The 24,442-nt window shown below is 56.8% G+C and carries 18 protein-coding genes and 1 tRNA gene; 12 read left to right on the top strand and 7 right to left on the bottom strand.

Annotation, left to right across the window (positions count from 1 at the left end):
• Window positions 1-12: 12 nt before the first annotated feature.
• The 10 genes from ACX3YD_RS23840 to ACX3YD_RS23795 all read left to right on the top strand — a co-directional run bounded on the left by ACX3YD_RS23840 (window position 13) and on the right by ACX3YD_RS23795 (window position 13,262).
• The gene (locus ACX3YD_RS23840) at window positions 13-738 is read left to right on the top strand and encodes an urea amidolyase associated protein UAAP1 (RefSeq protein ID WP_458961199.1); all 726 of its coding nucleotides are present in this window, start codon (window positions 13-15) and stop codon (window positions 736-738) included.
• A gap of 11 nt (window positions 739-749) precedes the next feature.
• On the top strand, window positions 750-1,400 hold the full coding sequence (locus ACX3YD_RS23835) for an urea amidolyase associated protein UAAP2 (protein WP_458961198.1): 651 nt from the start codon (window positions 750-752) through the stop codon (window positions 1,398-1,400).
• 286 nt (window positions 1,401-1,686) lie between these two features.
• Window positions 1,687-5,331, top strand: coding sequence for an urea carboxylase (gene uca, locus ACX3YD_RS23830; protein ID WP_458961197.1), 3,645 nt, complete (start codon window positions 1,687-1,689; stop codon window positions 5,329-5,331).
• A 24-nt stretch (window positions 5,332-5,355) separates the two neighbouring features.
• Complete coding sequence (gene atzF, locus ACX3YD_RS23825; protein WP_458961196.1) at window positions 5,356-7,134, top strand: allophanate hydrolase; 1,779 nt, start codon at window positions 5,356-5,358, stop codon at window positions 7,132-7,134.
• A gap of 138 nt (window positions 7,135-7,272) precedes the next feature.
• Window positions 7,273-8,760 carry a sensor domain-containing diguanylate cyclase gene (locus tag ACX3YD_RS23820; protein WP_103405159.1) on the top strand — a complete coding sequence of 496 codons (1,488 nt, stop codon included), beginning with the start codon at window positions 7,273-7,275 and terminating at the stop codon, window positions 8,758-8,760.
• A gap of 6 nt (window positions 8,761-8,766) precedes the next feature.
• Entirely contained in the window at window positions 8,767-8,985 is a 219-nt protein-coding gene (locus ACX3YD_RS23815; RefSeq protein WP_047526728.1) for a cysteine-rich CWC family protein, read from the top strand.
• 33 nt (window positions 8,986-9,018) lie between these two features.
• On the top strand, window positions 9,019-9,711 hold the full coding sequence (locus ACX3YD_RS23810; RefSeq protein WP_458961195.1) for a pseudouridine synthase: 693 nt from the start codon (window positions 9,019-9,021) through the stop codon (window positions 9,709-9,711).
• A 311-nt stretch (window positions 9,712-10,022) separates the two neighbouring features.
• Window positions 10,023-10,907: an alpha/beta fold hydrolase gene (locus ACX3YD_RS23805; RefSeq protein ID WP_103405157.1), complete on the top strand. Its 885-nt coding sequence runs from the start codon at window positions 10,023-10,025 to the stop codon at window positions 10,905-10,907.
• A 263-nt stretch (window positions 10,908-11,170) separates the two neighbouring features.
• Window positions 11,171-11,244 (top strand) — tRNA-Gly (locus ACX3YD_RS23800).
• Between the two features lie 89 nt (window positions 11,245-11,333).
• Window positions 11,334-13,262 carry a DUF6538 domain-containing protein gene (locus ACX3YD_RS23795; RefSeq protein ID WP_458961194.1) on the top strand — a complete coding sequence of 643 codons (1,929 nt, stop codon included), beginning with the start codon at window positions 11,334-11,336 and terminating at the stop codon, window positions 13,260-13,262.
• A 585-nt stretch (window positions 13,263-13,847) separates the two neighbouring features.
• Here ACX3YD_RS23795 and ACX3YD_RS23790 read toward each other — a convergent pair.
• The 3 genes from ACX3YD_RS23790 to ACX3YD_RS23780 are packed head-to-tail and all read right to left on the bottom strand — an operon-like array spanning window position 13,848 to window position 15,589.
• Window positions 13,848-14,750: a hypothetical protein gene (locus ACX3YD_RS23790; protein WP_458961193.1), complete on the bottom strand. Its 903-nt coding sequence runs from the start codon at window positions 14,748-14,750 to the stop codon at window positions 13,848-13,850.
• Between the two features lie 11 nt (window positions 14,751-14,761).
• A complete protein-coding gene (locus tag ACX3YD_RS23785) occupies window positions 14,762-15,082 on the bottom strand; it encodes a hypothetical protein (RefSeq protein ID WP_458961192.1) in 321 nt (106 codons plus the stop codon).
• A 15-nt stretch (window positions 15,083-15,097) separates the two neighbouring features.
• Complete coding sequence (locus tag ACX3YD_RS23780; protein WP_458961191.1) at window positions 15,098-15,589, bottom strand: hypothetical protein; 492 nt, start codon at window positions 15,587-15,589, stop codon at window positions 15,098-15,100.
• Window positions 15,590-15,737: 148 nt separating this feature from the next.
• Between ACX3YD_RS23780 and ACX3YD_RS23775 the strand changes: the two genes are divergently transcribed.
• Entirely contained in the window at window positions 15,738-16,442 is a 705-nt protein-coding gene (locus ACX3YD_RS23775; RefSeq protein ID WP_458961190.1) for a recombinase family protein, read from the top strand.
• A gap of 309 nt (window positions 16,443-16,751) precedes the next feature.
• Here ACX3YD_RS23775 and ACX3YD_RS23770 read toward each other — a convergent pair whose 3' ends face one another.
• Window positions 16,752-18,695 carry a GmrSD restriction endonuclease domain-containing protein gene (locus ACX3YD_RS23770; protein ID WP_458961189.1) on the bottom strand — a complete coding sequence of 648 codons (1,944 nt, stop codon included), beginning with the start codon at window positions 18,693-18,695 and terminating at the stop codon, window positions 16,752-16,754.
• A 45-nt stretch (window positions 18,696-18,740) separates the two neighbouring features.
• On the opposite strand from ACX3YD_RS23770, the gene ACX3YD_RS23765 reads away from it, so the two are divergent.
• Window positions 18,741-20,459: a P-loop NTPase fold protein gene (locus ACX3YD_RS23765; RefSeq protein ID WP_458961188.1), complete on the top strand. Its 1,719-nt coding sequence runs from the start codon at window positions 18,741-18,743 to the stop codon at window positions 20,457-20,459.
• Between the two features lie 133 nt (window positions 20,460-20,592).
• On the opposite strand, the gene ACX3YD_RS23760 is transcribed toward ACX3YD_RS23765, so the two are convergent.
• From ACX3YD_RS23760 to ACX3YD_RS23750, 3 genes are all read right to left on the bottom strand, one after another.
• On the bottom strand, window positions 20,593-21,546 hold the full coding sequence (locus ACX3YD_RS23760; RefSeq protein WP_458961187.1) for a hypothetical protein: 954 nt from the start codon (window positions 21,544-21,546) through the stop codon (window positions 20,593-20,595).
• Window positions 21,543-22,196 (bottom strand): Fe(II)-2OG oxygenase family protein, encoded by a 654-nt coding sequence (locus ACX3YD_RS23755; protein ID WP_458961186.1) that lies wholly within the window; start codon window positions 22,194-22,196, stop codon window positions 21,543-21,545. Before ACX3YD_RS23755 ends, ACX3YD_RS23760 begins: the two co-directional genes overlap by 4 nt.
• A 642-nt stretch (window positions 22,197-22,838) precedes the next feature.
• On the bottom strand, window positions 22,839-24,440 hold the full coding sequence (locus ACX3YD_RS23750) for a GGDEF domain-containing protein (protein ID WP_158249399.1): 1,602 nt from the start codon (window positions 24,438-24,440) through the stop codon (window positions 22,839-22,841).
• Between the last annotated feature and the right edge of the window lie 2 nt (window positions 24,441-24,442).

Below are 24,442 nucleotides of genomic sequence, written 5' to 3'. Positions count from 1 at the left end.
GGAATTTTGAAAATGACTGATTCGACTCAACTGTTCCCGCCCTTCGCCGAAGAAATGCTCCCCGGCGGCGGCCATCGCTCCTTCGTCCTGAAACGCGGCCAACTGCTGCGCCTGACCGACCTGCGCGGCGGTGCCAACGTCAGCCTGACACTGCTCAACGCCAATGAAAAAACCGAACGCCTGAACCTGCCCGACAGCCTCAAATGCCAGCACACCGCCAAGCTCACCACCGGCCATTGCCTGTACTCGGACATGGGCCGCGTATTGGCCGCCATCACCGCCGACACCTGCGGCTGGAGCGACAGCCTCGGCGGCGTACTGTGTGCTGAAGAAGTCGCGGAAAAATATGGCGCCGGCCGCTATCAGGAACTGCGCAACGGCTTCTTCCGCAACGGCACCGACAACCTGCTGGTGGAACTGGGCAAGTGGGGGCTGGGCCTGTCGGACTTGCTGATGACCCTCAATCTGTTCAGCCGGGTGAACGTCGACGATGCCGGGCGTTTCCACTTCGTCGAAGGCAACGCCAAGGCTGGCGATTACATCGAGCTGTACGCGCCGATGGACACCCTGGTGGTGCTCACTGCCCTGCAACACCCGATGGACCCGTCGCCGGACTATGCGCCGAAACCGCTGAAACTCAGTTGGATGAACGCCGACGCCAGCGTCGCCGAACACTGCCGCACCTCGCGCCCGGAAAACGAGCGCGGCTTCATCAACACCGACCGTCTGTTCGCCTGAGGATCGCTGCCATGTCACTCGCTATCGCCACCGCCGCTACCACCAACCGGCAGCCAGAAACCGCGATCTACCGCGCCACCATCCCCGCCGGCGAACCCTGGCTGATGGAGGTCAAGGTTGGCCAGACCCTGCGCATCCTTGACCTGGAAGGCAACCAGGCCGTCGACACCCTGTTCTACAGCGTCGCCAACCCGAAAGAACGCTACGACGTGCAACGCACCTTGCGTCGGCAGAACAGCGTCTACCTGAGCACCGGCAGCGTGCTGTATTCCAACCTCGGCAAGCCGATGCTGACCCTCGTCGCCGACACCTGCGGCCGTCACGACACCCTCGGCGGCGCCTGCGCACAAGAGAGCAACACCGTGCGTTACGCCCTGGAAAAGCGCTACATGCACAGCTGCCGCGACAACTACCTGCGCGCCTGCGTGCACGACGGGCGCCTGGGCAAAGGTGACATCGGGCCGAACATCAACTTCTTCATGAACGTGCCGGTCACCGCTGACGGCGGCCTGACCTTCGAGGACGGGATTTCCGCGCCCGGCAAATACGTCGACCTGCGCGCCGAGATGGACGTGATCGTGCTGATCTCCAACTGCCCGCAACTGAACAACCCGTGCAACGCCTACAACCCGACGCCTGCGGAGCTACTGGTATGGAACTGAAACTCAACCGTTTGCGCCGCTGGTTGTTTGCCCTGTCCCAGGCCCGTTCGGGGCAGTGCACCAAACCTAAAGAACACCACCAGCCACTGTAGGAGCGAGCCTGCTCGCGAAAAACCAGAGGCCACCGCTGGGCATCTGGTGCTACGCGTCATCGTTCACGTCCATCGCGAGCAGGCTCGCTCCTACAGGGGTCAGCGTTGAAGAAAGAAGAATTTTCCGTCGGGGACGACCCCGGCGCTCATCGAAAAACTGCGGGACGGCCCGCATCCCCTTCAGGGGTTATGCCATGTTCGAAAAAGTCCTGATTGCCAACCGTGGCGCCATTGCCTGCCGCATCCTGCGTACCTTGCGCGACCTGCAAGTCCAGGGCGTTGCCGTTTACTCCGAAGCCGATGCCGCCAGCCTGCACATCCTGCACGCCGATGAAGCCCACAGCCTCGGTGACGGCGCTGCGGCCGGCACTTATCTGGCGGTCGACAAAATCCTCGCCATCGCCAAGGCCACTGGCGCCACGGCGATTCATCCCGGCTACGGTTTTCTGTCGGAAAACGCCGCGTTCGCCGAAGCCTGCGAAAGCGCCGGCATTGCGTTTATCGGCCCGACGCCAGAGCAGCTGCGCGTGTTCGGCCTCAAGCACACCGCCCGCGCCCTGGCCAAACAACACGGCGTGCCGATGCTCGAAGGCACCGAGTTGCTCGACAGCCTCGACGCGGCACTGATCGCTGGCGAGCAGGTCGGCTACCCGGTCATGCTCAAAAGCACCGCCGGCGGTGGCGGCATCGGCATGCGCGTGTGCCGCAGCGCGGCCGAGTTGAGCGAATCCTTCGAGGCCGTGAAGCGCCTCGGCCAAAACAACTTCAGCGATGCTGGCGTGTTCATCGAGAAGTACATTCAGCGCGCCCGGCACCTGGAAGTGCAGGTGTTCGGCGATGGCCGTGGCGAGGTGATTGCCCTCGGTGTGCGCGATTGCTCGGTGCAACGGCGCAACCAGAAAGTCCTCGAAGAAACTCCGGCGCCGAACCTGCCCGACGGCATGGCCGATGAGCTCTGCGCAGCGGCGATCAAACTGGCCAAAGCGGTGAATTACCGCAGCGCCGGCACCGTCGAGTTTGTGTTCGACAGCGATGCCCAGCGCTTCTATTTCCTGGAAGTGAACACCCGCCTGCAGGTGGAGCACGGTGTTACCGAACAGGTGTGGGGTGTGGATCTGGTGCGCTGGATGGTGCAACTGGCGGCCGGTGATTTGCCGCCACTGCACGCCTTGCGTCAGGGATTAAGGCCAGAAGGTCATGCGATTCAGGCGCGCTTGTATGCGGAAGATCCGGGCCGGGATTTTCAACCCAGCCCAGGCTTGCTGACGGCTGTGAATTTTCCCGCCGCCAACGGCATCCAACTGCGCATCGACACCTGGGTCGAGGCCGGTTGCGAGATCCCGCCGTACTTCGACCCGATGATCGCCAAGGTCATCAGCTGGGCACCGACACGCGAACAGGCCCGCGCCGATCTGCATCAGGCCTTGGGCGACAGCCTGCTCTACGGCGTGGAGACCAACCGCGATTACCTGCGGCAGATTCTGCTCGATGCGCCCTTCGCCAGCGGCCAGCCATGGACCCGCTGCCTGGAAGGCCTGGTGTATCAGGCCAACACCTTCGAAGTGCTGAGCGCCGGTACCCAGACCAGCGTTCAGGACTATCCGGGGCGCCTCGGCTATTGGGCGGTGGGCGTGCCGCCGTCGGGGCCGATGGACAGTCGCGCGCTGCGCCTGGGCAACCGTCTGCTCGGTAACGATGAGGGTGCGGCAGCGCTGGAAATCACCATGAGCGGGCCATTGTTGCGCTTCAATTGCGACGCGGTGGTGGCAGTGACCGGGGCAGTGATTCCCCTGACGCTGAACGGTGAATCGGTGCCGATGAACACCGCGTTGCTGATTTCGGCCGGAGCCACCTTGAGCCTGGGCACCATCGCCGGAGCCGGCGCGCGCAGCTACCTGTGCCTGCGTGGTGGCCTGCAAGTACCGGATTATCTGGGCAGCAAAAGCACCTTCACCCTCGGCCAGTTCGGCGGCCATGGCGGTCGCGCCTTGCGGGCGGGTGATGTGTTGCATGTACCGGCGTTGAATGACCGCAGCGTCGGTGCGCAACTGCCTGAAACTCAAGTCTGCGAGTTGCCTGCCGTGCGGCAGATCCGGGTGATTTATGGCCCCCATGGCGCACCGGAATACTTCACCGAAAACTACATCGGCACCTTCTTCGCGACGCAGTGGGAAGTGCATTTCAACTCAAGCCGAACCGGCGTGCGACTGATCGGGCCCAAGCCCGAATGGGTGCGTGCCGACGGCGGTGAAGCCGGTCTGCATCCCTCCAACATCCATGACAATCCGTATGCCATCGGCGCCGTGGATTTCACTGGCGACATGCCGGTGATCCTCGGTCCGGACGGCCCGAGCCTGGGCGGGTTTGTCTGCCCCGTGACGGTGATCGAGGCGGATCTGTGGCAGTTGGGGCAGCTCAAGGCCGGGGACAAGGTGCAGTTTGTGCCGGTCGATATCAAAACTGCCCGCCACCTCGTGTTGAAATGGGATCAATGTGGGAGCGGGCTTGCCAGCGCAAGCGCTGTATCAGATACATCAATCCTGCCTGACAGGGACCCATCGCTGGCAAGCCAGCTCCCACAGGGGGTTGTGTCGCCTGTGGTTTTGGACATTGGGCAGGACGATACGCGGTTGGTGGCGCGCCTATCCGGTGATACTCACCTGCTGCTGGAAATCGGCGCGCCGGAACTGGACCTGGTCCTGCGTTTCCGCGCCCACGCCCTGATGCAGGCCCTGGAAAGCAAACGCCTGCACGGCGTGATCGACCTGACACCGGGCATCCGCTCGCTGCAAGTGCACTACCAGCCCGAACAACTGCCGCTGGCCGATCTGCTCGGTATCGTCGCCGGCGAATGGGACGCCGTGTGCGCGGCCAAAGACCTGCAAGTGCCGTCGCGCATCGTCCATCTGCCACTGTCCTGGGACGACCCGGCGTGCCAGTTGGCGATCGAGAAATACATGACCACCGTGCGCAAGGACGCGCCCTGGTGCCCGAGCAACCTGGAGTTCATCCGGCGCATCAACGACCTGCAGAACCTCGATGAAGTGCAGCGCACGGTGTTCGAGGCCAGCTATCTGGTGATGGGCTTGGGCGATGTGTACCTCGGCGCACCGGTCGCCACCCCGCTCGATCCGCGCCATCGCCTGGTGACCACCAAGTACAACCCGGCCCGTACCTGGACCGCCGAGAACTCGGTGGGCATCGGTGGCGCCTACATGTGCGTGTACGGCATGGAAGGCCCCGGCGGGTATCAGTTCGTCGGGCGCACGCTGCAGATGTGGAATCGCTACCGCGAAGTCGCCGCGTTCGATGGCAAACCGTGGCTGCTGCGGTTCTTCGACCAGATCCGTTTCTACCCGGTGAGCGCCGATGAACTGCTGCGCATCCGTCGGGATTTTCCCCTCGGGCGTTTCGACCTGAACATCGAACACAGTCAGTTGAACCTCGCCGACTACCAGGCGTTTCTGGCCCGGGAAGCCGAAACCATCGCCGCGTTTCGCAGCCAACAACAGGGCGCTTTCAATGCCGAGCGCGAACGCTGGATCGCCAGCGGCCAGGCACATTTCGACAGCGAAGAGCTGGTCGCGCAAACCACCGAAGACGCACCGCTGGCCATCGGTCAGCAGAGCGTCGACAGCCACATCGCCGGCAACCTCTGGCAGGTCCAGGTGGACACCGGCACGCGGGTCGAGGCCGGTGATGTGCTGGTGATTCTGGAGTCGATGAAGATGGAAATCCCGCTGCTCGCGCCGATGGCTGGCGTGGTGCGGGAGATTCGCGTGCAGCCGGGTTCGGCGGTGCGTGCCGGACAACGCGTCGTGGTGCTGGAACTCGACTGAACCCATTTGAAAAGGACGAACGTCATGAACATCGATCTGCAACTCGACGCCCTGCGCAACGCTTACCGCGACGGCAGCACCACGCCCCGGCAACTGCTGCTGAGCCTGCGAGACAAAGCCGCGGCGCTGAACCCGGACTATCACCTGTTCATCCACTTGCTCAGCGTCGAAGAACTGGAACCCTACCTCGCCGCCCTCGACGGTCGCGACATCGACAGCCTGCCGCTGTACGGCGTGCCGTTCGCGATCAAGGACAACATCGATCTGGCGGGCATTGCGACCACGGCGGCCTGCCCGGCTTTCGCTTATGTGCCGCAGCGCTCGGCGACCATCGTCGAGCAACTGCTGGCGCTGGGCGCGGTGCCTCTGGGCAAGACCAACCTTGACCAGTTCGCCACCGGCCTCAATGGCAGTCGTTCGCCTTACGGCGCATGCCCGAACAGCGTGTTGCCGGAGTATCCGTCGGGTGGCTCCAGTGCCGGATCGTCGCTGGCCGTGGCGCTCGGTGTGGCGAGCTTTGCCTTGGGCACCGACACGGCGGGATCGGGGCGCGTGCCAGCGGCACTGAACAATCTGGTGGGGCTCAAAGCGACCAAGGGGCTGATCTCTACCGCCGGCGTGGTACCCGCCTGCCGCACCCTCGATTGCGTGACTACTTTTACCGCCACCGCACGGGAAGCCAGCCAGCTGCTGGCGCTCACTGCGCACCTCGACCCACGGGACGAGTACAGCCGCAGTAACCCGTTGTGGAATGACGGCTCGGCCTTCGGCGCGCTGCGTCCATTGCGTTTCGGTGTCCCACGATCCCAGGACCTCGAATTCTTCGGCTGCACTGAAGGACCGCTGTTGTTCGCCGAAGCCGTCGAGCAACTCAAGGCCCTGGGCGGTGAAGCCGTGGAGCTGGATCTGTCGCCCTTCCTCGAAGCCGCGCGCCTGCTTTACGAAGGCCCGTGGGTGGCCGAGCGCTACAGCGTGGCCGGCGAACTGATGGAGCAAAATCCCGAGGCCGTGCTGCCGGTGATCCGCGCCGTGCTGGCCAAGGCCCCGGCGGTCAGCGGGGTGCAAACTTTCCGCGCCCAGTATCGGCTGCAAGCGCTCAAAGCCCTGTGTGACAAGGCACTCGAGGGTCTTGATTGCGTGCTCACACCGACCATCGGCCGCCCCGTCACGCGGGCGGAGCTTGAAGCCGAACCGGTGCTGCGCAACTCGGAACTCGGTTACTACACCAACTTCATGAACCTGCTCGATTACGCCGCCGTCGCCGTGCCCAGCGGTTTTATGGTCAACGGCCTGCCGTGGGGCGTGACGCTGTTCGGGCGGGCGTTCACCGACCAGTACCTGTTGAGCGTGGCGGCTGGCCTGCAGCGCCAGCAAGGTTCAACCGACCCGGCGCCGACGACAGTGGCCAGGAACGACCGCGCACGACTGGTGGTCTGCGGGGCGCACCTCGATGGCCTGGCACTGAACTGGCAATTGAAGCGTCGTGGGGCCCGGCTGGTCGAAACCACCCAGAGTTCGCCTGATTATCAACTGTATGCACTGGCCGGCGGCCCGCCGTTTCGTCCAGGCATGGTTCGGGTGCACGAAGACGGCGTGGCGATTGCCGTAGAAGTGTGGGAATTGCCGAGCAGTGAATTGGGCTCGTTCCTGACCGCCATTCCGGCGCCGCTGGGCCTGGGCAAAGTACAACTGGCGGATGGTCGCTGGGAGAGCGGATTTATCTGCGAGGCCTATGGGTTGGAGGGTGCGGTGGACATCAGTCATTTCGGCGGGTGGCGGGCCTATCTGAAAAGCCTCGTCTGACAGTGATCCTGTGGGAGCAAGCTTGCTCCCACAAGGTCCGGGCAAGATTTACGACCATTCGTGGCACACATGGAGCAGTTATTTCCCGGCAGTGCCATTAGAATGCCTGCCATCGGATTACTGCCAACGGAATGTGTCATGCCGCTTCGCTCGCCGCTGTATTCTCAACGCTCGTTGATTCTCACGCTGATCGCGTTGCTGGGCGCCGGCTTCCTGGCCACTTCGTTTCTCAGTTACCACGCGTCGCGAACGTCAATCCGCGACAGCATCGTCAACACTGAATTGCCACTGACTTCTGACACGGTCTACTCGGAAATCCAGAAAGACCTGGTCCGACCGATCCTGATTTCCTCGATGATGTCCCGCGACACCTTCATGCGCGACTGGGTGGTCAACGGCGAACGCGACCCCACGCCGATGACCCGCTACCTCAACGAGGTCATGACCCATTACGGCGCCTACACGGCGTTTTTCATCTCCGACGCCAGCCTGACCTACTACCACGCCAAGGGCGTACTGAAACAGGTCAAGAGCACCGAGCCCCGCGATGCCTGGTACTTTCGTGTGCGCGACATGAAGGATCCCTACGAGATCAACGTCGATCCCGACCTGGCCAACAAAGACAACCTGACCGTCTTCATCAACTACAAGGTCTACGACTACAACAACCGGTTCATCGGCGCGGCCGGTGTCGGCCTGACCGTCGATGCGGTGATCAAGCTGATCGACAAGTACCAGCAGCACTACCAGCGCAGCGTGTATTTCGTCGACACCTTCGGACGCGTGGTGCTGACCGGTGCAGAGGGTGGCCCACAAGGCGCCCGGGTCGGACAATCGCTGAGTGAAATAGACAGCATGAAGAACCTGGTCAGCCAGTTGCCCAAGCCCCACAGCGGCAGCTACGAGTACTCCGGCGCGGGCCAGGGGCATTTTCTCAATGTGCGGTTCATCCCGGAGCTGAACTGGTATTTGTTCGTCGACAAACTCGAAGACGGCGACCTCAGTGACATCCGTCGCTCGCTCTACCTCAATCTGCTGATCTGCCTGATCGTCACGCTGATCGTGCTCACACTGCTCAACCGGGCACTCAAACGCTATCAGGACAAGATCCAGGCCCAGGCCACCCTCGACAGCCTGACCGAATTGCCCAACCGTCGCGGCTTCGACCTGCTGGCCGCACAAGCGATGCAGGAAGCCCAGCGCGAACCCAAACCGCTGACCGCGTTGCTGCTGGACCTGGACCACTTCAAGGCGTTGAACGACACCTACGGCCACCTGGCCGGTGACCAGGTGCTGATCGGCTTCGCACGGGACCTGGAGAGCTGCCTGCGCCAATCCGACATCGTCTGCCGCTGGGGCGGAGAAGAGTTTATCGTGCTGCTCAAGGACACCGACGGTGAGTCCGGTCTGATGATCGCTGAGAAAATCCGCCAGCATGTGGCACACCAGCGCTATGCCTACAATGGCAGTAGCCTGCATGTGACGGTCAGCATCGGCCTGACCACCCTGCGGGTCGACGACACCTTGCACACCCTGCTGTCGCGGGCCGATCATGCGATGTATCGGGCCAAACAATCCGGCCGCAACCGTACGTGCTCGGAAATGCCTCAATCCGTCTATGGCTAACGACTCATGAATCAGCCAGACCTCTGCCCGGCCTGCGGTGCGCCCAATGACTGCACCCTGGCCGATCCGCGAACCGCTGATCGGGCGTGCTGGTGCTATGGCGTCAGCATCGACCCGGCGATACTCCAGGCATTGCCGCTCGAGCTGCGCAACGCGTCCTGCCTGTGCCCGCGCTGCGCCGCAGTCGAGGCGCAGTTGCAAGCAGCGCCCCGACCAATCGAGTAAGATGCCCGGCCCCTTTTTCGCCGATCCTTAGCCATGCGCGTCGACCGCTTCCTCAGCAACCTGCCTTGCTTCAACCGTCAGCAAGTGCGCCTGTTGCTAGCGGAAAAACGCGTGAGGATTGACGGAAAAATCACCTGCGACCCGCATGCCGAAGTCCGTGATTTCAGCCGCGTCGAGGTCAACGACCACGTGCTGCAGGCCGGCAAACCGGTTCGCCACTTCATGCTGCACAAGCCCGCCGGTTGCGTCAGCGCCACCCGTGACCCGCAGCATCCGACGGTGCTCGACCTGATCCACGAGCCGGACAAGGATGACCTGCACATCGCCGGTCGACTGGATTTCAACACCACCGGCCTGATGCTGATCACCAACGACGGCAGTTGGTCGCGGCGCCTGACCCAACCGCAGACCAAACTGCCAAAGGTCTATTACGTCGAAACCGAACAGACCATCGGCCCCGAATACGCGCTCAAATTCAGCGAAGGCCTGTACTTCGCCTTCGAAGACCTCACCACCCAACCGGCAGAGCTGGAGCTGCTGGGGCCGAAATCCGCGCGCCTGAGCATCGTCGAGGGACGCTATCACCAGGTGAAGCGGATGTTCGGCCACTTCGACAACAAAGTGCTGCGCCTGCATCGCGAACGCATGGGGCCTCTGGTGCTTGATGAGGCGTTGAAACCGGGCGAATACCGTCCGCTGAGCGTTGATGAGATCGAAATGATCTAAGCCGTCTACCGCTGAGCAGAAGTTGTCGAACAATTTACCAACGGCACTTGCGCGATCGCTTCTCCCCTGCTTGAATCAGGTCGTCAGCCGAAATGTGACTGACGAGTCACAACGTACTTCTAAGAAACTTTTTGCCGGTAGAGAACCTTCAGGTTCCGCCTCCCCCGGCAAACTGCCCGCCAATAATAATACCCGTCGACCTGCTTTACCGGATCGACATGGGCCTCTCAAATTCCAGGCGTATGCCTACCTGTCACAAAGCTCGTGCAATCTCTTTTGCGCGCATACCCGCTTGCCAGGAGTCTTATGACATGAGGCCAGAAATCGCTGTGCTGGATATACAGGGTCAGTATCGGGTTTACACGGAGTTCTATCGCGCAGACGCCGCAGAGAAGACCATTATTCTGGTCAACGGCTCGATGGCCACGACTGCGTCGTTTGCACAAACCGTGAAAAACCTCCACCCGCAGTTCAATGTGGTCTGCTACGACCAGCCCTACGCGGGCAAGTCAAAAGCCCACAACCTGCATGAGAAATTGCTGACCAAGGAAGTCGAAGGGCAGATCCTCCTGGAGCTGATCGACCACTTCGCCGCCGAACACGTGCTGTCGTTTTCCTGGGGTGGCGCCGCGACACTGGTCGCACTCGCCCACCAGCCACGGCGCATCGAAAAAGCCGTGATCAGCTCGTTCTCGCCGGAGATCAACGCGCACATGCTCGACTACCTCGAGCGCGGTGTGGACTATCTCGGCAGCCGCGATGGCGACCGGGTCGGCAACCTGGTGAACAGCACCATCGGCAAACATTTGCCGACGCTGTTCAAGCGCTTCAACTACCGGCACGTCAGCAGCCTGGCCGATCACGAATACGGGCAGATGCATTTCCACATCAGCGACCTGCTGCACAGTGATCGCCAATGCTTTTTCAAGGCTGCGCAGCGAATCAACGTACCAGTGCTGTTCATGAACGGCGAATGGGACGAATACACCGCCGCCGAAGGCGCCCGGTTGTTCGCCGACCACGTGCAACACGCCACCTTCACGACGCTTGAAGCCACCGGCCACTTTCTCGACATGGAGCACAAAGCCGCCTGCCGGGACAGCCGCAACGCACTGCTTGGGTTCCTGAAACCGGCACAGCACGAAAGCCGACCGCGTTACCACTACGTCCAGGACCACCATGCATTGGCAATCTGAAACAGAGTCATCGCGAGCAAGTTTCGCCCCGCAGCGTTAAACGCATTCCTGCACGTGCGAGGCTTGCCCGCGATAGACCGCCATGCGCTTCAACTGCGTTAAACCCGCCCCACGTAAAGAAAAACTTCAAATCCCCAGCCGTATCTGGTACAAAGTCACCGCTCTGAGCGCGGGCCGTAGAATGGCATCACTCCAGCTTCCCAAGCGGATAACGAGGGTTCTTGTTGAACAACCCGCTTGAGTGCACCGTGAACGCGAGTAATGCGGGTATAGTTTAGTGGCAAAACGAAAGCTTCCCAAGCTTTAGTTGAGGGTTCGATTCCCTCTACCCGCTCCATGACTCTGCCAACTCATTGATTCGTAAGCAGTTCGATGAGTTTAGGGGTCGTAGTCACGTAAGTCCTCCTACAAAGGACTACCCCACACGTGACCCAGCGCAACAATCTCTACCGCCGTTCGAGCGGAATCTATGTTCTTCGCGTTACCGTCCCGGCTCGCTTTCGCGTGCAATTGGGGCAGAGAGAAATTCATACGTCGACTCATACCAGACATTTAGCCCATGCGAAGTCTGTAGCATGCCGGTTGCTGGATCTTTGGAATCAATACTTGAGCGAGCTAGAAATGGGTGAGAGCGGGCAGCTGGAAGCAGGAAGGACATCTGTATCTAAGGGGGTCACCAGCGTCAGCGAGCTGAGCGCCAGCAGTGGTCTGCATGTGGATTTTATCCTTCGAGAGCTGCTGAATAACAACATACCTGCCCTTGTGGAGATTTGCTCGCAACCCGGGTATCTAGTGGATGACTTTACAGAGGTCGACCGGGAAAGCGAGTCAGGCGGATTTGTCCTCAATAGCGCGTTCGAGGTTGGAACACCTCATGTCTTCAACCGCTTTCTCAAGCCGTTCGACACGCGCCACACGATTTTGAGCATCATCGAGGCTGGCTTTTCAGAGGAAGTAGTGTTTCGAATACCTATGCGACCGCTGGGGGCTGCTTTTTTTGATCTGCCCGGCATTCGCCTTACAGCACGCTCTGTGCTGCTTCTGAAAGTCCATGCTGATCGGTTCTTCAGGAGTGAACCGGCAAGCACTACCAGCGCCAGCATCCCCGCCTCTGCCCTCGCAGGACATGCAAGTCCTGGAGCCAGTATGCTCCCCTGTGAGAGCTGTCGGCCCGAACGTGCGAACGAGCTGGTTTCCTCACTAATGGAAACATTCCTTCTACGAAAGCAAGCAGCGTGGAAAGTGGATCAGCAAAAGAAAATGAGGACGCAGTGCAGCACGTTTGTGGAGCTGATGGGCGATCCGCCATTGGGCGCGTTGAATCGACAAATGGTCTGGGATTACGAGGCAAAACTTCGCCAGATGCCTGCTGATCGGTATCACGCGGCCCTCCGTCATCGCACCAACGATGCACATCGCCTGCTCGTATTGGCCGAGGAGCACGAAGAGCCCCGCTTGTCTTCGACAAGCGTTGAACGCTATGTCGACACGCTTTCCAGCATGTTTGCTTGGGGGAAGCGGAACCAAATCCTGACTGATAACCCTGCTGAAAGAGCCATCGAAAAATCGAAAAAGGTTACCCGGGATCAGGACGAGCGTTGTCAGTTTGACAAAAATGACCTCGAAAAAATCTTCTCTGCGGCTTGGTTTCAGACCGGCACCGGCGTGCGAAACAGACAGGGACGATTCCACCAATTTGCCCCTCACTTTTTCTGGCTACCCCTGTTGGGGCTTTACACAGGGGCAAGGTTGAACGAGTTGTCACAGCTTTACCTAAACGACGTCAAAACGTCAGACTCAGGAGTGATTTACATTGACTTCAACCTCAACGGCCCTGACAAAATCGACGCTGACGGCTCTGCTGACGGCTCTGAAAAATCACTGAAAACTATCAACTCACAGCGAATCGTCGCACTGCACCCTCATCTGATTGAGTTAGGGCTTCCAGATTACGTGGAGGCTCTGTCTGCTGCTGGATATCAACGACTGTTCCCTGAGCTTAAGCATGATGCAATCAAGGGCTACGGCAAGCCTGCGGGAAGCTGGTTCAACGACCGTTTTCTCGGGAAACAGCTTGAGATACCGAGAGACGGCAAACGCACCTTCCACTCTTTCCGTCACACGTGCATTACTGCCTTAAGCGGCTTAGAGGTTCCGCCTGACATTCAGGCTCAGTTGGCGGGGCATAGTCGAGGAAGCACTATCACCTCAATCCGGTATAGGAAAGATGCCGAGGCTGAACGGCTGCTGACCTACGTCCGGCAACTAGACTTCAAGCTACCAACAATTGCGCCTTTCTCTGTTTCCGATGGGCTGGATGCTGTGAAGCATGCTCTGCGGCGAAAGGCAAAATAGTAGCCGCCCCCAGCAGCGCATGCCGTTCCCTTCAGAAGCAAAATCAACTCGCCGGTAGATCTGAAGGGGGTGGCTCTGTGCCCCCCCTATTCCTACTCTGCCTATTCCCGCGGCCCTACTGCCTGATTGCAAATGCCAGAGCCGCTATGACGCGATTTGAGATGCTTGAAGGCTGGCCCCCGGCGCAACGCTTGAGGAGATAGAGATCGTTTGTCGTGAGCGGCTACAAGTGCCGTGCCGGATAATAGTTGGCGTTTCTTGTTGCAGTGCGTAGGCAGTGTGTTGCAAACAGTAGGTCAGCAGCCGGAGCTTTACCCAGCAATTACGGGGGTTATTCGCAGGTATAAGGTTTGGTCTGGACTGGACAATTTCGAGACACGCTAACCCTCTGGAACCTTTCACCAAACCTAAGACTTCGGTTTTTGAGGGGGGGGTGGGCAGTGTCCCGGTGTGAAGCATGCAACTGTCTCTATGGTGAACACAGTCTTTACAGTTATTAGGTCGAAGGGCGCAACAGCCTGTGTTAACGAGGCTTCCAAATGGTTTGCGGGCCGGGTTTTGTCACCTTTTTTTCCGCAAGCGTCTCTAAAGAGTCAGCCTACGGAGTGCGCCTTTGACCGCATTGCGCAGCTCATCGTCAGCTTGAAGATGTGAACTCTCGGCTCGAATCTTCCGAGACTTGTCGCGCCGCCCCACTGTATTGAAGCTGTGAATTCCCCGCTCAGGAGTGGCGTCATGCAGCTCGCGGTTGATCTTGATCGCCGTCAGCCTAAAGAGGTCACCGCCAGCCATTTGCTCCGGCGCGATTGGATGTCGGAAACGGAATAGGCCAGCCAGTTTATCGAAGCGAAAGTGCTCAAGATCAGATAGTAGGTAGAGCCCATATTCCTGCGGTGCTGCCCCTTGAAGTGTCACTTCAACCCGGGCGCGCCACTGCTGTTCGGGGAGTGGCTCCCCTTTGTCGACTATCTTGAAATAGCATTGCCAAGAGAGTGGATCGACTGTGTTGCCAATGCGGAAATTAAGGCTCGGATCGAGCCGATCCCCACGATGATCGAGAAAACGAACCTTCTCAGTGTGGGGGTCATACTGACGATGCTTTGTTCCGTCAGCAAAAAGGCTTGATTGCAGCCGATGGGTCATTGCCAGCATGTCGGGTATCGAACCAGCCTTGTGCCGAAAGTCGCAGGCCACTTCAATCGCCGCGATTTTGGGTGGTGCTACGAAGGGGTATTGGATGCGCAGCTCGTCGAGCGCATTGGCTAACTTTTCATAGTCGTCCACATCGTGAAAGCGAACTCTAAACACCGTGCCGACACTGCCAGCCTGTTTATCCAGCGTCTCGACCCAGAACTTAGCGCCAGCTTTGCCGGTGATGATCTTCAGCGCTTCTTGAATGTGGTGGTGCTGTGTTGGCCTGGACGTTTCGACCACAACGTCGAGCCAATCAATGCAGGCCGTGACCTTGAAAGATTTGCGGCTGACCATGCTTGACCCGCTCACACCGCTACACGCCTTTTCCAGAGCCTCTTGTCAGCGGGCGCGACCTCAAACTCAAATGTCTGGACCGGGATCATTGCTACGGATGATGGTGCAATGCTGAGGGCTGCGCTTATGAAATCCATGATGTCTTGGAGGCGATAGTAAGGCCGCCGCGCTTTGCCGTCATGGCTCCACAGGTATGGAGTCAGGGTCAAACCGAAGTAGGAACTGCGCCCACGGCGCATATCGGCCAACACGTCATCCCACGCACGAACAGCGCCAAGCTTACGGCGAAGAATGTATGCAGTTTCACTGGCCGAGACCGTTTTCACTTTCATAGGTGAGTCCGCCTTTTACGCTTCAACAGTGGGGGCAATCATCAGATGCAGTTGCCCTTTCAGAAGGTTCTCGACGATCACGAACGGCTCGCCGCCGTAGGAGGTCGAGCGCCGGCCAATATGCAGCACGAAGGAGCCGAAGCTATTGTCTCTCGTGATGGTAGTGGCGTCGGCCAGCTCGCTTGCCAACTGGTCATCATCGATGCGGTAGTAACCGCTGCCGCATACCTCGTGCGACTCGTCTAACTCAGCCTTTCCAATACCAGACTCTTCGGCCATCGCGGCGAATTGCTCTGCCAGTAACTCATCAGCGAGCGCAGACCGGATTACAGCGGCCTTGTTGGGGGCGTCAGGCTTTTGCGCCAGCACAACACGCGCCCAATCTTGCCAGCGGATGCCACGACCATCGGCAAACGCATCTATGGCTGCCCATGTTGTTTCTTCAAACCGGAAAGACGTGCGTCTGCCGTCTGCTAGCTCTGCCGTGCGGACCTTGAATGTTTTCATTGGATAAATCCTTGATTGCTATGAGAGAGGCATTATTGCACAAAAGCATAACCTAGTCGCAATACATATACTGAATTTAAGCTTTTATGTTATTTTGACTACACATTAAACGAACGTCTCGCCATGTGGTGGGATCAGGGGGAGCCTCATGGCCAGCGGGAAAATCGTGACCTACTACCGGGTAAGCACTGCTGCTCAGGGGCAAAGCGGCTTAGGGCTGGAGGCACAACGGGAGGCCGTTGCTCGTTACCTCAGCACAGGGGATTGGGAGTTGGTCGCTGAGTTTCAGGAAGTTGAAACTGGCAAAGGGTCAGACGCCCTTGCGAAGCGCCCGAAGCTGAAGGCAGCACTCGATGTCTGCCGCAAGCATGGAGCCACCTTGATCATTGCGAAGCTGGATCGACTTGCGCGGAACGTGCATTTCATTTCCGGCCTCATGGAGACCGGCTGTGACTTCGTTGCTGCCGACATGCCCCAGGCCAACAAAGTGATGATCCAGATGCATGCTGTCATGTCGGAGTGGGAGCGTGACCAGATCAGCAAGCGCACCAAAGATGCACTGGCTGTAGCAAAGGCTCGTGGCGTGGTGTTAGGGAAAGCCGGGATCAAGAACTTGAAGCCAAACATTCAAGAGCGCCAGCAGGCCGCAGACGGCTTTGCAGCCAAGTTGCGGCCTACCTTCGAAGGCATGCAGGCCAGAGGACTGTCACAGCGAGCCATGATGGATGAGCTCAACAGCATCGGAGTTCCAGCCCCTCGGGGCGGTGCTTGGAGCCTGACTCAGATTCAACGGATCATTGCGAGACTGAAGCCCCACAACAAAGCCTTTCCAAAATCAAACGAGCTCCATTAATCGCAGATGAAGCCAAACGACGAGTTTTCCCAAATGGCGGTGCTCCATGTAGCAGGAGTGTCATTTGGCATCTCAGGATGATGCCTTTGGCGAAGTGACGTCGTCCGAACGATGCCGGGAACTGGGGCTTGGTGTCAGTAGTGCGTTGGGACAAACCGATAAAAAAATAATCCAGCCGCTTTGTAATGTGCCGCCGTGGTATGACTCACCAGGTCTTTAGCAAAGATGCCCGGCTATGATAGAGGGGCGGGTGTGGCCTCGCTGTAGTAGCGAGGCCGTCCAGCCGCAGAGCGCGGAGAACTCTACCTATCAGTATGACCCAAGAAGCTTTGCGTTTAGTGCGGATGCAATAGCATTTGACCGGTGCTCAATAAATTTATCGTAGTCATCAGACGTCACACCGTAGCCGTCGACATCGTGAATTAAATGACTTATCAGCGTCTGCTGTATCGCCCCATTCTCTAATGAGAAAGCAGAAATATACTCACTCGGCGCTTTTTTACTAATGCGATGCTTATTGGAGTAACCGTCAATTAAAGTTATGTTGGCTACTAAATTTGCCTCCCTGCCCGGCATAGCAGCAGCCAGGTATCTTGTAGGGAAAAAATGATGATAGTTACGACTGCTCGCAATCTTTAGATTGCTGTTATCCAAGATCACAACACCGTCCGTATCAAAAGATTTTGGCTGGTTAAAGGCCAAAAGGCACAGTATAGACTTGCAATAGGAATTGCCAGATGAAAAGTAAGTCTGCGCTACGTCTTCACTATCAACGCGGAGCTCGGACTGAGGATAGTCCGGCGTTTTTCCGGCCAATATCATGTCCATCTTATTGAAGTCTTCGGTGATCCCAGAGTCCGAGGACGAACCATATCGCTCCGTTAGCCCGACCCAATAAAAAAACTGCTCAAGTAACTTAGCCTGGGTAGCTGTTGGCTTACGATTTTCGGTGGAATGGAAGTAGTAGGTTAGAGGGATCAGCAATGCGGGATAGGGCAGGAGCTGAGAAACGGGAACCCTTATTTCTGTGCGAAGGAAATCTATCGCTGTGAATAGCGAGGCGCTCATAGGCGCCCAGTTCGCTATAAAATCCTCACGCTTAATCCCTAAAATGTCCCGTCCACGCACGGCGCGTGTCGTGATAGCCGCTACGCACTGCATGATTAAAGACGGAGGAAGCGTTTCAAACTTGGCGGTTCTAAGACATCTTCTTTCGTCGTCAGAACCGTCCCTCAAAACCTCATAGCGTTCTGCCAGATCGAAAGATTTGCTTTCGTCATAGGTCTTCGCGACCATGATCTCAAACACAGTTAGTGCTTTTCCTCCGGTGTTAATTCGGGAGAAAATCTCACAAGCCACTTCTATCGGATAGTCACGAATTGTTATCGTGGGAAAATCATAATTCGTAAGACTGTTTTTATAATACTCCATTAGCTCAAGCTGAGGTTCTGTAAACTCGTGCATCAACTCAGTGAACTTGCACGTCAAAAGCCTATGAACAGAGATGAGGTTCGACTCCCCATCATGGCGGAAGGTTTTTACTACCGAGTCTTCGCGTTCTAAATTCTCAGATAGATCAATGTAAATATCTTGATAATTTATTTCCTTGCCATCCTTGCTGATCCGGAGTCCCTTCCGTATCGCATAAAGCGAGGTGATTCGCTGCTGCCCATCCAAAATATATTGGACATAATCACCTTTTGGAGTGTCGGGCAAAACGTGATTACCTACCTCTTTATAGCTTCTGAGCTCTTCGCGAGTTTTCCAAAAAATAAAGGTCCCGATAGGAAAGCCTTTAAGTATAGAGTCAATCAGCTTTGCCGACTGCTCTTTCTCCCAGACAAACTCCCTTTGAAACATTGGAAGCTTGATCTGACCCGTATCAATTTCCAAAAAAAGAGATTCATATTTTTTATTCTGGTTTTCCGGTTGAAACAACACCGTTACTGGAGAAGGACTCGCTGCATTCACGTGGTAAAGCTCCCTGCCTGAAAACGCCGACAGTATCAGACCGCCATCATGAATGGTATGAGAGGTGCGCTGCCCGCAATCCGCCCGCTGATAGAGCTGCGAATCGAAGCAGATCCTTCGAAGGTCTTGTTGGGATCTGAGCACCACGGGCGAGGTCTCGATTAAGCGGGGATGTCCCTCCGACTCGTTTACTAGCTGGAGCCTTTCGCGTGCCCCGACCTCCAGCCACCCGGTCAATGAAGTCTCAGAGGCGTCCAACTCAGGACGCTGTTCACCTGGCATGCGTCTGATGCAACATGCATGGAAAACTTAGCTTCGGAGACGCATATGTCATTGAAATCGACAAAGGAACAGTTGACACAATTACTCGCGGATAAGGACAACAAAGTTATCGCGTTGTCCGGTAAGTGGGGCACAGGCAAAAGCTATATGTGGGATCAGGTCAAGAAATCGTCCAACGATGAGACTGTAAGTGGTGCGCTCTACGTTTCGCTGTTTGGCTTGTCCGGAATGGATCAAGTCAAGATGAAGCTCATCCAAAGCGCGGTGCCCGCCATTGATGCCAATCCGGGGCTCTGGGCCGGCGCGAAGCAAGCCGTAAGCTCGGGAGTTAAAGTGCTTGAAGGGTTCCACAAGGGATTTGGCGCCCTGAACGATCTCAGCCTCGTCTTCGCTCCTGCGATACTTAGGCAAAAATTGATCGTTCTCGACGATATCGAGCGCAAGCACGAAAAACTCAATATTGACGAGATACTGGGTTTTATTGACGAATTCACCCAGCAGCATGAGTGCCGATTTATGCTCATTCTCAATAGCGATCAGCTAGCCAAACGGGAGGTGTGGGACTTGCTTCGAGAGAAGGTAGTCGATCAAGAGCTTAAGCTAACAACGTCAGCGTCCGAGGCCTTTGAAATCGCAATCGAGCTGACAGCGTCGGATTATGCTGAACAGATTCGAAGCGCAGTTGCATCGTGCGGACTAACCAACATTCGCATAATTCGCAAGGTTATCAAGGTTGTCAATCGCATCTTGGGGGATCGCCATAACCTATCTGATTCTGTTCTGTGGCGCGTGATCCCTTCGACTGTCTTGCTTGCCGCGATCCATTACAAGGGGATTGAGGATGGTCCGGACTTCGCCTTTGTGCTTTCTAAAGACGCGGGAAGAAGCTGGAGTGGGCTCAATACGAAAAAGGAGGAGCTATCGGAGGAAGATAAGCAGAAATCGAGATGGCGAATGCTTATGAGCGAGCTGAAAATCGCCCAGTGCGACGACTACGAACTCTTGGTCGTCGAGTTTTTGCAGTCTGGTTTATTCGATGTTTCCCAGGTCGCAGAGATCATTGATCGTTACGTCAGGGAAGCCGAAGCAATGGATGCCCGACATGCAGCCCACAAATTCTTTGAACGATCCGTATGGGATCACACCCTGACAGAAAAACAACTGCTTGCCGAGGCCGTGGAAGTCGCTAAAAAATCGCACTTAATGGATGCCAACATGGTCAGTTGGCTTTGCGAAACAATCTCAGATCTTCCTGGTGGCCAGCCAATAGCGGATAAAGCCCTGACCGACTGGATCTCAGCCTTCAGACTTCAAAACCCGGATGGAAATGAATTCCCTCTTTTCTTCCGTGGCAAGCTTCATCCTCGCATCCAAGCTGAATTTGAAGCGGCTAAAGACATGGCACAGGCCAAGATATCTGTCTTCGACGCCTGCCTCCATGTGGCAGAGCACAACGGATGGGGATCTCGTCAAGAAGTAGCTCTCAAGTCAGCGACCGCTCAGGACATGGAGTCAATCATAAGAAATAGTGAGACTGAAAAGCTGCGTTTTTTCATGTCTAAGATGGTTGACCTCTGCGTCCACAAAGAGAACTACGAAAGACATTTCGGATCAGCAATGGATAACTACATTCAGGCCTGCAAAAAAATCGCTCAAGACCCACAATCTGGGCGTCTAGGCAAACTGGTGAAGATGCTGTTTGTCGAAGCTCACCTCGAAAGCTTGCTGGAGATTTCTTCTCAGCCCGCAGTCGCTTCCGTATAGCAGGCGCCTATCGACATCACTTGGTTGGGCTGAATCGCCACGTCATCATCGGTCGTATTATCGAGTCAAATGACTGAGTTTTTAGCGAGCAGCCCTCCCTCGACTCGATTTGCCCGTCAATGAGCCCTAAGTTTCAGGGTTCATTGTTGTCTTCGTCGTAGCCCATATAGTCATCTTGCGGCGCGTAATACTCCGCCGCGTCATAGATCTGCGTCTTCTTGTAGCGGTCGCCGAGGCCAACAACCGTAAGGCGAGAAAGGCCGGCAATCTTCAAGCCGCAAGCGACGCATTCAAAATGGTTTGGCAGATGTTCTTGCTTCTCAGTTATTTCCCCATCCCGCAGGGTTTGAATGGGTGCCGAAACAGGCTCACCCACAACGAGTGCATGCGAAGCACATGCTGGACACTCAACACGGTGACCTGCTTGCCGAGTTGCCCTGACCGCAGCCTGAGCGCCCAACATGGCACGCTCCTTGTCACTTTTGGCGAGCCAGACTTTTTTATGGGCTTCGACTTCGCCTTTCACTGCTTTAGCACTATCGTCGACTGCGGCAGCAATAACTTGCTTCGCAACCTTTGCCTCATCCTCACCAAAAAAGTCCTCAAGCGTCATCCCGATTGAGAGGAGAAGAACCTCACTTGTCTGATAAAAACGCGGCTGCCAAACCGAGCTTTTGATTCCGTCGAAGCCTGGCTCGCCTGAATGTAGCTCGGCATTGCGCCTACCTGTGTGCAAGATTCCGAAGCCCTCGTGCTCCTTCGTAAAGTCCGGCAAAATCGCCATAAGGCGTTTGAAGACCTCACTGACTGCGATGGATTTCGGCGTGAACCTTTCCTCGATAGGATTGAAACCTAGCGCATGGTAGAGACTGGCCCAACTCTTGTCGGTCTCTGCCAAAAGTGTGGGACTGACATTGGCGAGCGCTGCTCGCGCCAGAAATTCGAGGGAAAATCCCGACCAAAGAGCATATTCCCAATCGTCGCTGTCTAGGTCACTCATATGCTGCACATAGCGTTGAGCTTTGAGATAGAGCGCTTCCGGGTCCCAGGTCGTTGGGGTTGCTGCGGGTTTGACTGTCTTCTTCACTGAAGGCTCTCCAAATAAATTCTCTGAATCTTTCGATTCTCACGCTCAGCGGGAATCGGCGAGCGTGCGTGCAACATGCGCCAATTGTCGATTAATAAAGTGTCGCCAACTCGCGCAAGGGCGATCTTCAAAGGCTCGCATTTATCAAGGTGTTCCTTAATGCGCTGACTGGCGAGCTCACCAATTTTGCTCGCCGGCTTGAGAAACAGTTCATCCCACCGGAAGCAATAGCCATCACTAGTGGGTTCGCACAAGCGCAGCAGCGCGAGCGCTCCGTTCCTCGGTCTGCGCGGCTTAAAAATGGCACGTGTAAGAATGTCCAAAGTCACCGCGTCAAAGATGCTTTTCCCGTCGAGCAAAAGCGTTGGGACATCAGCGTAACCGGTCACGCATCTTAGAAGTAGGTATCGAGGTGGAACGCGCCAGTGCGCAAGATCAGTGTGAAATGGGAAACAACCGAGCCCGTAGCTACCGCTATATGTGTTTGGTGTCGCGATAGACCGAGGGACCAAGTCTTGGACAGTTCCGCCCTCCCACGGCTCCAGCGGATGACCAAGCGCATTTGCGAGCGCGAGTGCGTCTGCGCCGGGGCAATAGTCTCGAACGAAGGCATATCCATCTCTCGCGACACCTTCCTTAAGGGAATGCATATCGGGGTCCTTTCTTCAGCAATTGGCATTTCCGTGGCCACTGACTCATCAATCTCGCTTGCCTGTTCAAATTGCGTGGTGAATTCGCGTGTGATCATACATCTGCGGGCAGGCAACATAGGTCGTTTGAGGTTGCTGTCTCAATTGATAAGGTTTTGCCAAAAAGTTAGCCCTAAAGCACAAGCTACCCCTCCACTGCCCCTCAATTCCAAGGGTTTTGCTTTCTGCCTTCGGGGACCACGCAGGTCCTACAAACGTGTAATACAATCATCCATGCAACACTCAAATTTTCAAGGACTTACGTGACAGATAGGGATAGGGCGGATTCCCTCTACCCGCTCCACCTCCCTCCAGTATTTCCCGGCCTTCCAGCCTATTTTCTCTCCGTTTTCGAACCTTCAAGCCCACCTCGATCCACCCCTCCATCACTCCCGGTTTCCCCCCTACCAACTCAACCGAAGCCGAACCATAGCCCCAGCTCATTCTGGCGCTGGATTGTGTCCTCAGCATCCTGCTTGCGAGATATGCCGGAACCAAGCCTCGGACCGCCACGTTCTCCCGGAACGGAGTGCAGATCAAAACCACTGAACGCTGAAAGCAACTCGGGCTACCTGAAGACCCAAATTGAGTACGCGAAAGCTTCTACGAGACCGAGGGCGATTCAAGTGGGTGACCTACGGGCCTGGGCGGTACATGTATCGCGCACCCAACACAATGCAGAGCTTGCTGACGACGACGCTGCTTATTGGCGTACATCGCGGCATCTGCAGACGCAAGCAACTCCCCCAGAGGCTTCAGCTCATTTGGCGAACAACGAACAGCACCGATACTTAAGCCGATAGGATAACGACAGCGTTCACTACCATTGAATTCGTCAACCAGTGCTTGCACACGAGCAGAGAGCGCATCCGAGGACTCCCCCGCGTCGACAGCCAGGACTACAAACTCATCACCGCCGATCCTGGCGACAATGTCACTCATTCTAAATGCTGATTTGAGCACCTGCGCAGCAGCCATGATCGCCAGGTCGCCCGCCTCATGACCGTGGATATCATTAAGTTTTTTCAGACCGTCGAGATCAACAAAAAACAGCAAGCAGGATTGATCATTACGGCGAGCAGAGCGCATTAGCTGGTCAGCCAAAAGAAAAAAGCTGCGGCGATTGTGCAAACCGGTCAGTTCATCGGTCAGTGACAGTCGGCGCACATCATCTTCGACTTTTTGTCGCTGCGATATTTCGTCCGTGAGTTTGCTGTTCACCGCTTCGAGGGCACGAGTTCGTTCGAACACCCGCAACTCAAGGGATGCATTCAGCGCAGCCAGTTCCGCCTGAGCATTCCCTCTCGACTTATCGAGCTGACAAAGATGCCTCGCCGTTCTCAGGATTACCGCAACGAGCATGGCTATGCTCAGCGTCGCCATCAAGGCCAGGCTGAACCGCTTGTCGTAGTAGCCCAACCTTTCTCCGACCAGCAGAGCACCTCCGATGCCGAGAATGACCACCGGGATACTGGCGAGCAAGCTTCTGGCAACCTCGCCACCCGCTGTGTCGCTTGTCAGTAACTCGACAAATTCGGAACGCTCCGGGATAACCAGCAGTCCGGTATTGAACAGGATCAGCGCAATAGCCGTATGGATGGCCATGGAGCTATAGAGGCCCACCGAGTAAAGCGCGCTGACATCGAACAAATAGCCCACAAACGCCATCAGGCTAATAAATAGCGCTGATGAAGCGAATATTTGCGGCAGTAAGGGTCTGCCCTCAAGCAGCAGGCCAAAGCCGGAAAGCAGAAAACACAGCGCTGTCGCCGGCGCCATTCGCCCCGGAAAAAGAACAGGTTGAGTGCGCTGAAGCTCGAAAGGAAGGAGCAAATCAATAGCGAGATCAACCGACATGACATATTCAACGAGGGTCAGTCCTCCAACCAGTATCGTCAAGACAGCGCCAAGCCGTCTGATCCAGTTTCCGGCCAGGGACACTCTAAACGTAGCGCACCACAGTCCCAGACCGAGGACAGTGAAGGTGCAGGCAGTATTGACTACCATTGCAGTCCAGCCAGGAAGCACGGCCTTTAGCGAAGGCACATCAAGCAGCCAGCCAACCAGCACAACCAAGCCGATGATCATCACAGTGACGGCGGCCAGCCGAGCATAGGTTATGAACTGACGCAGCCTTTTTACTTGGCTGAGTTCCGGCTCCGCCGTCATCGTCATCCCCGTTAATGTGTAGTTGATTGCGGCCATTA

This window comes from Pseudomonas fluorescens group sp. PF-1 (assembly GCF_054481335.1).
The sequence above is the reverse complement of the archived record's forward strand: the minus strand, read 5'-3'. Positions and strand labels throughout refer to the sequence as shown.

Excerpts from the sequence above, each read along its gene's own strand:
- ACX3YD_RS23840 (WP_458961199.1), top strand. The coding sequence starts at position 13 with ATGACTGATTCGACTCAACTGTTCCCGCCCTTCGCCGAAGAAATGCTC.
- ACX3YD_RS23835 (WP_458961198.1), top strand. The coding sequence starts at position 750 with ATGTCACTCGCTATCGCCACCGCCGCTACCACCAACCGGCAGCCAGAA.
- uca (WP_458961197.1), top strand. The coding sequence starts at position 1,687 with ATGTTCGAAAAAGTCCTGATTGCCAACCGTGGCGCCATTGCCTGCCGC.
- atzF (WP_458961196.1), top strand. The coding sequence starts at position 5,356 with ATGAACATCGATCTGCAACTCGACGCCCTGCGCAACGCTTACCGCGAC.
- ACX3YD_RS23820 (WP_103405159.1), top strand. The coding sequence starts at position 7,273 with ATGCCGCTTCGCTCGCCGCTGTATTCTCAACGCTCGTTGATTCTCACG.
- ACX3YD_RS23815 (WP_047526728.1), top strand. The coding sequence starts at position 8,767 with ATGAATCAGCCAGACCTCTGCCCGGCCTGCGGTGCGCCCAATGACTGC.
- ACX3YD_RS23810 (WP_458961195.1), top strand. The coding sequence starts at position 9,019 with ATGCGCGTCGACCGCTTCCTCAGCAACCTGCCTTGCTTCAACCGTCAG.
- ACX3YD_RS23805 (WP_103405157.1), top strand. The coding sequence starts at position 10,023 with ATGAGGCCAGAAATCGCTGTGCTGGATATACAGGGTCAGTATCGGGTT.
- ACX3YD_RS23790 (WP_458961193.1), bottom strand. The coding sequence starts at position 14,750 with ATGGTCAGCCGCAAATCTTTCAAGGTCACGGCCTGCATTGATTGGCTC.
- ACX3YD_RS23785 (WP_458961192.1), bottom strand. The coding sequence starts at position 15,082 with ATGAAAGTGAAAACGGTCTCGGCCAGTGAAACTGCATACATTCTTCGC.
- ACX3YD_RS23780 (WP_458961191.1), bottom strand. The coding sequence starts at position 15,589 with ATGAAAACATTCAAGGTCCGCACGGCAGAGCTAGCAGACGGCAGACGC.
- ACX3YD_RS23775 (WP_458961190.1), top strand. The coding sequence starts at position 15,738 with ATGGCCAGCGGGAAAATCGTGACCTACTACCGGGTAAGCACTGCTGCT.
- ACX3YD_RS23770 (WP_458961189.1), bottom strand. The coding sequence starts at position 18,695 with ATGCCAGGTGAACAGCGTCCTGAGTTGGACGCCTCTGAGACTTCATTG.
- ACX3YD_RS23765 (WP_458961188.1), top strand. The coding sequence starts at position 18,741 with ATGTCATTGAAATCGACAAAGGAACAGTTGACACAATTACTCGCGGAT.
- ACX3YD_RS23755 (WP_458961186.1), bottom strand. The coding sequence starts at position 22,196 with ATGCATTCCCTTAAGGAAGGTGTCGCGAGAGATGGATATGCCTTCGTT.
- ACX3YD_RS23750 (WP_158249399.1), bottom strand. The coding sequence starts at position 24,440 with ATGGCCGCAATCAACTACACATTAACGGGGATGACGATGACGGCGGAG.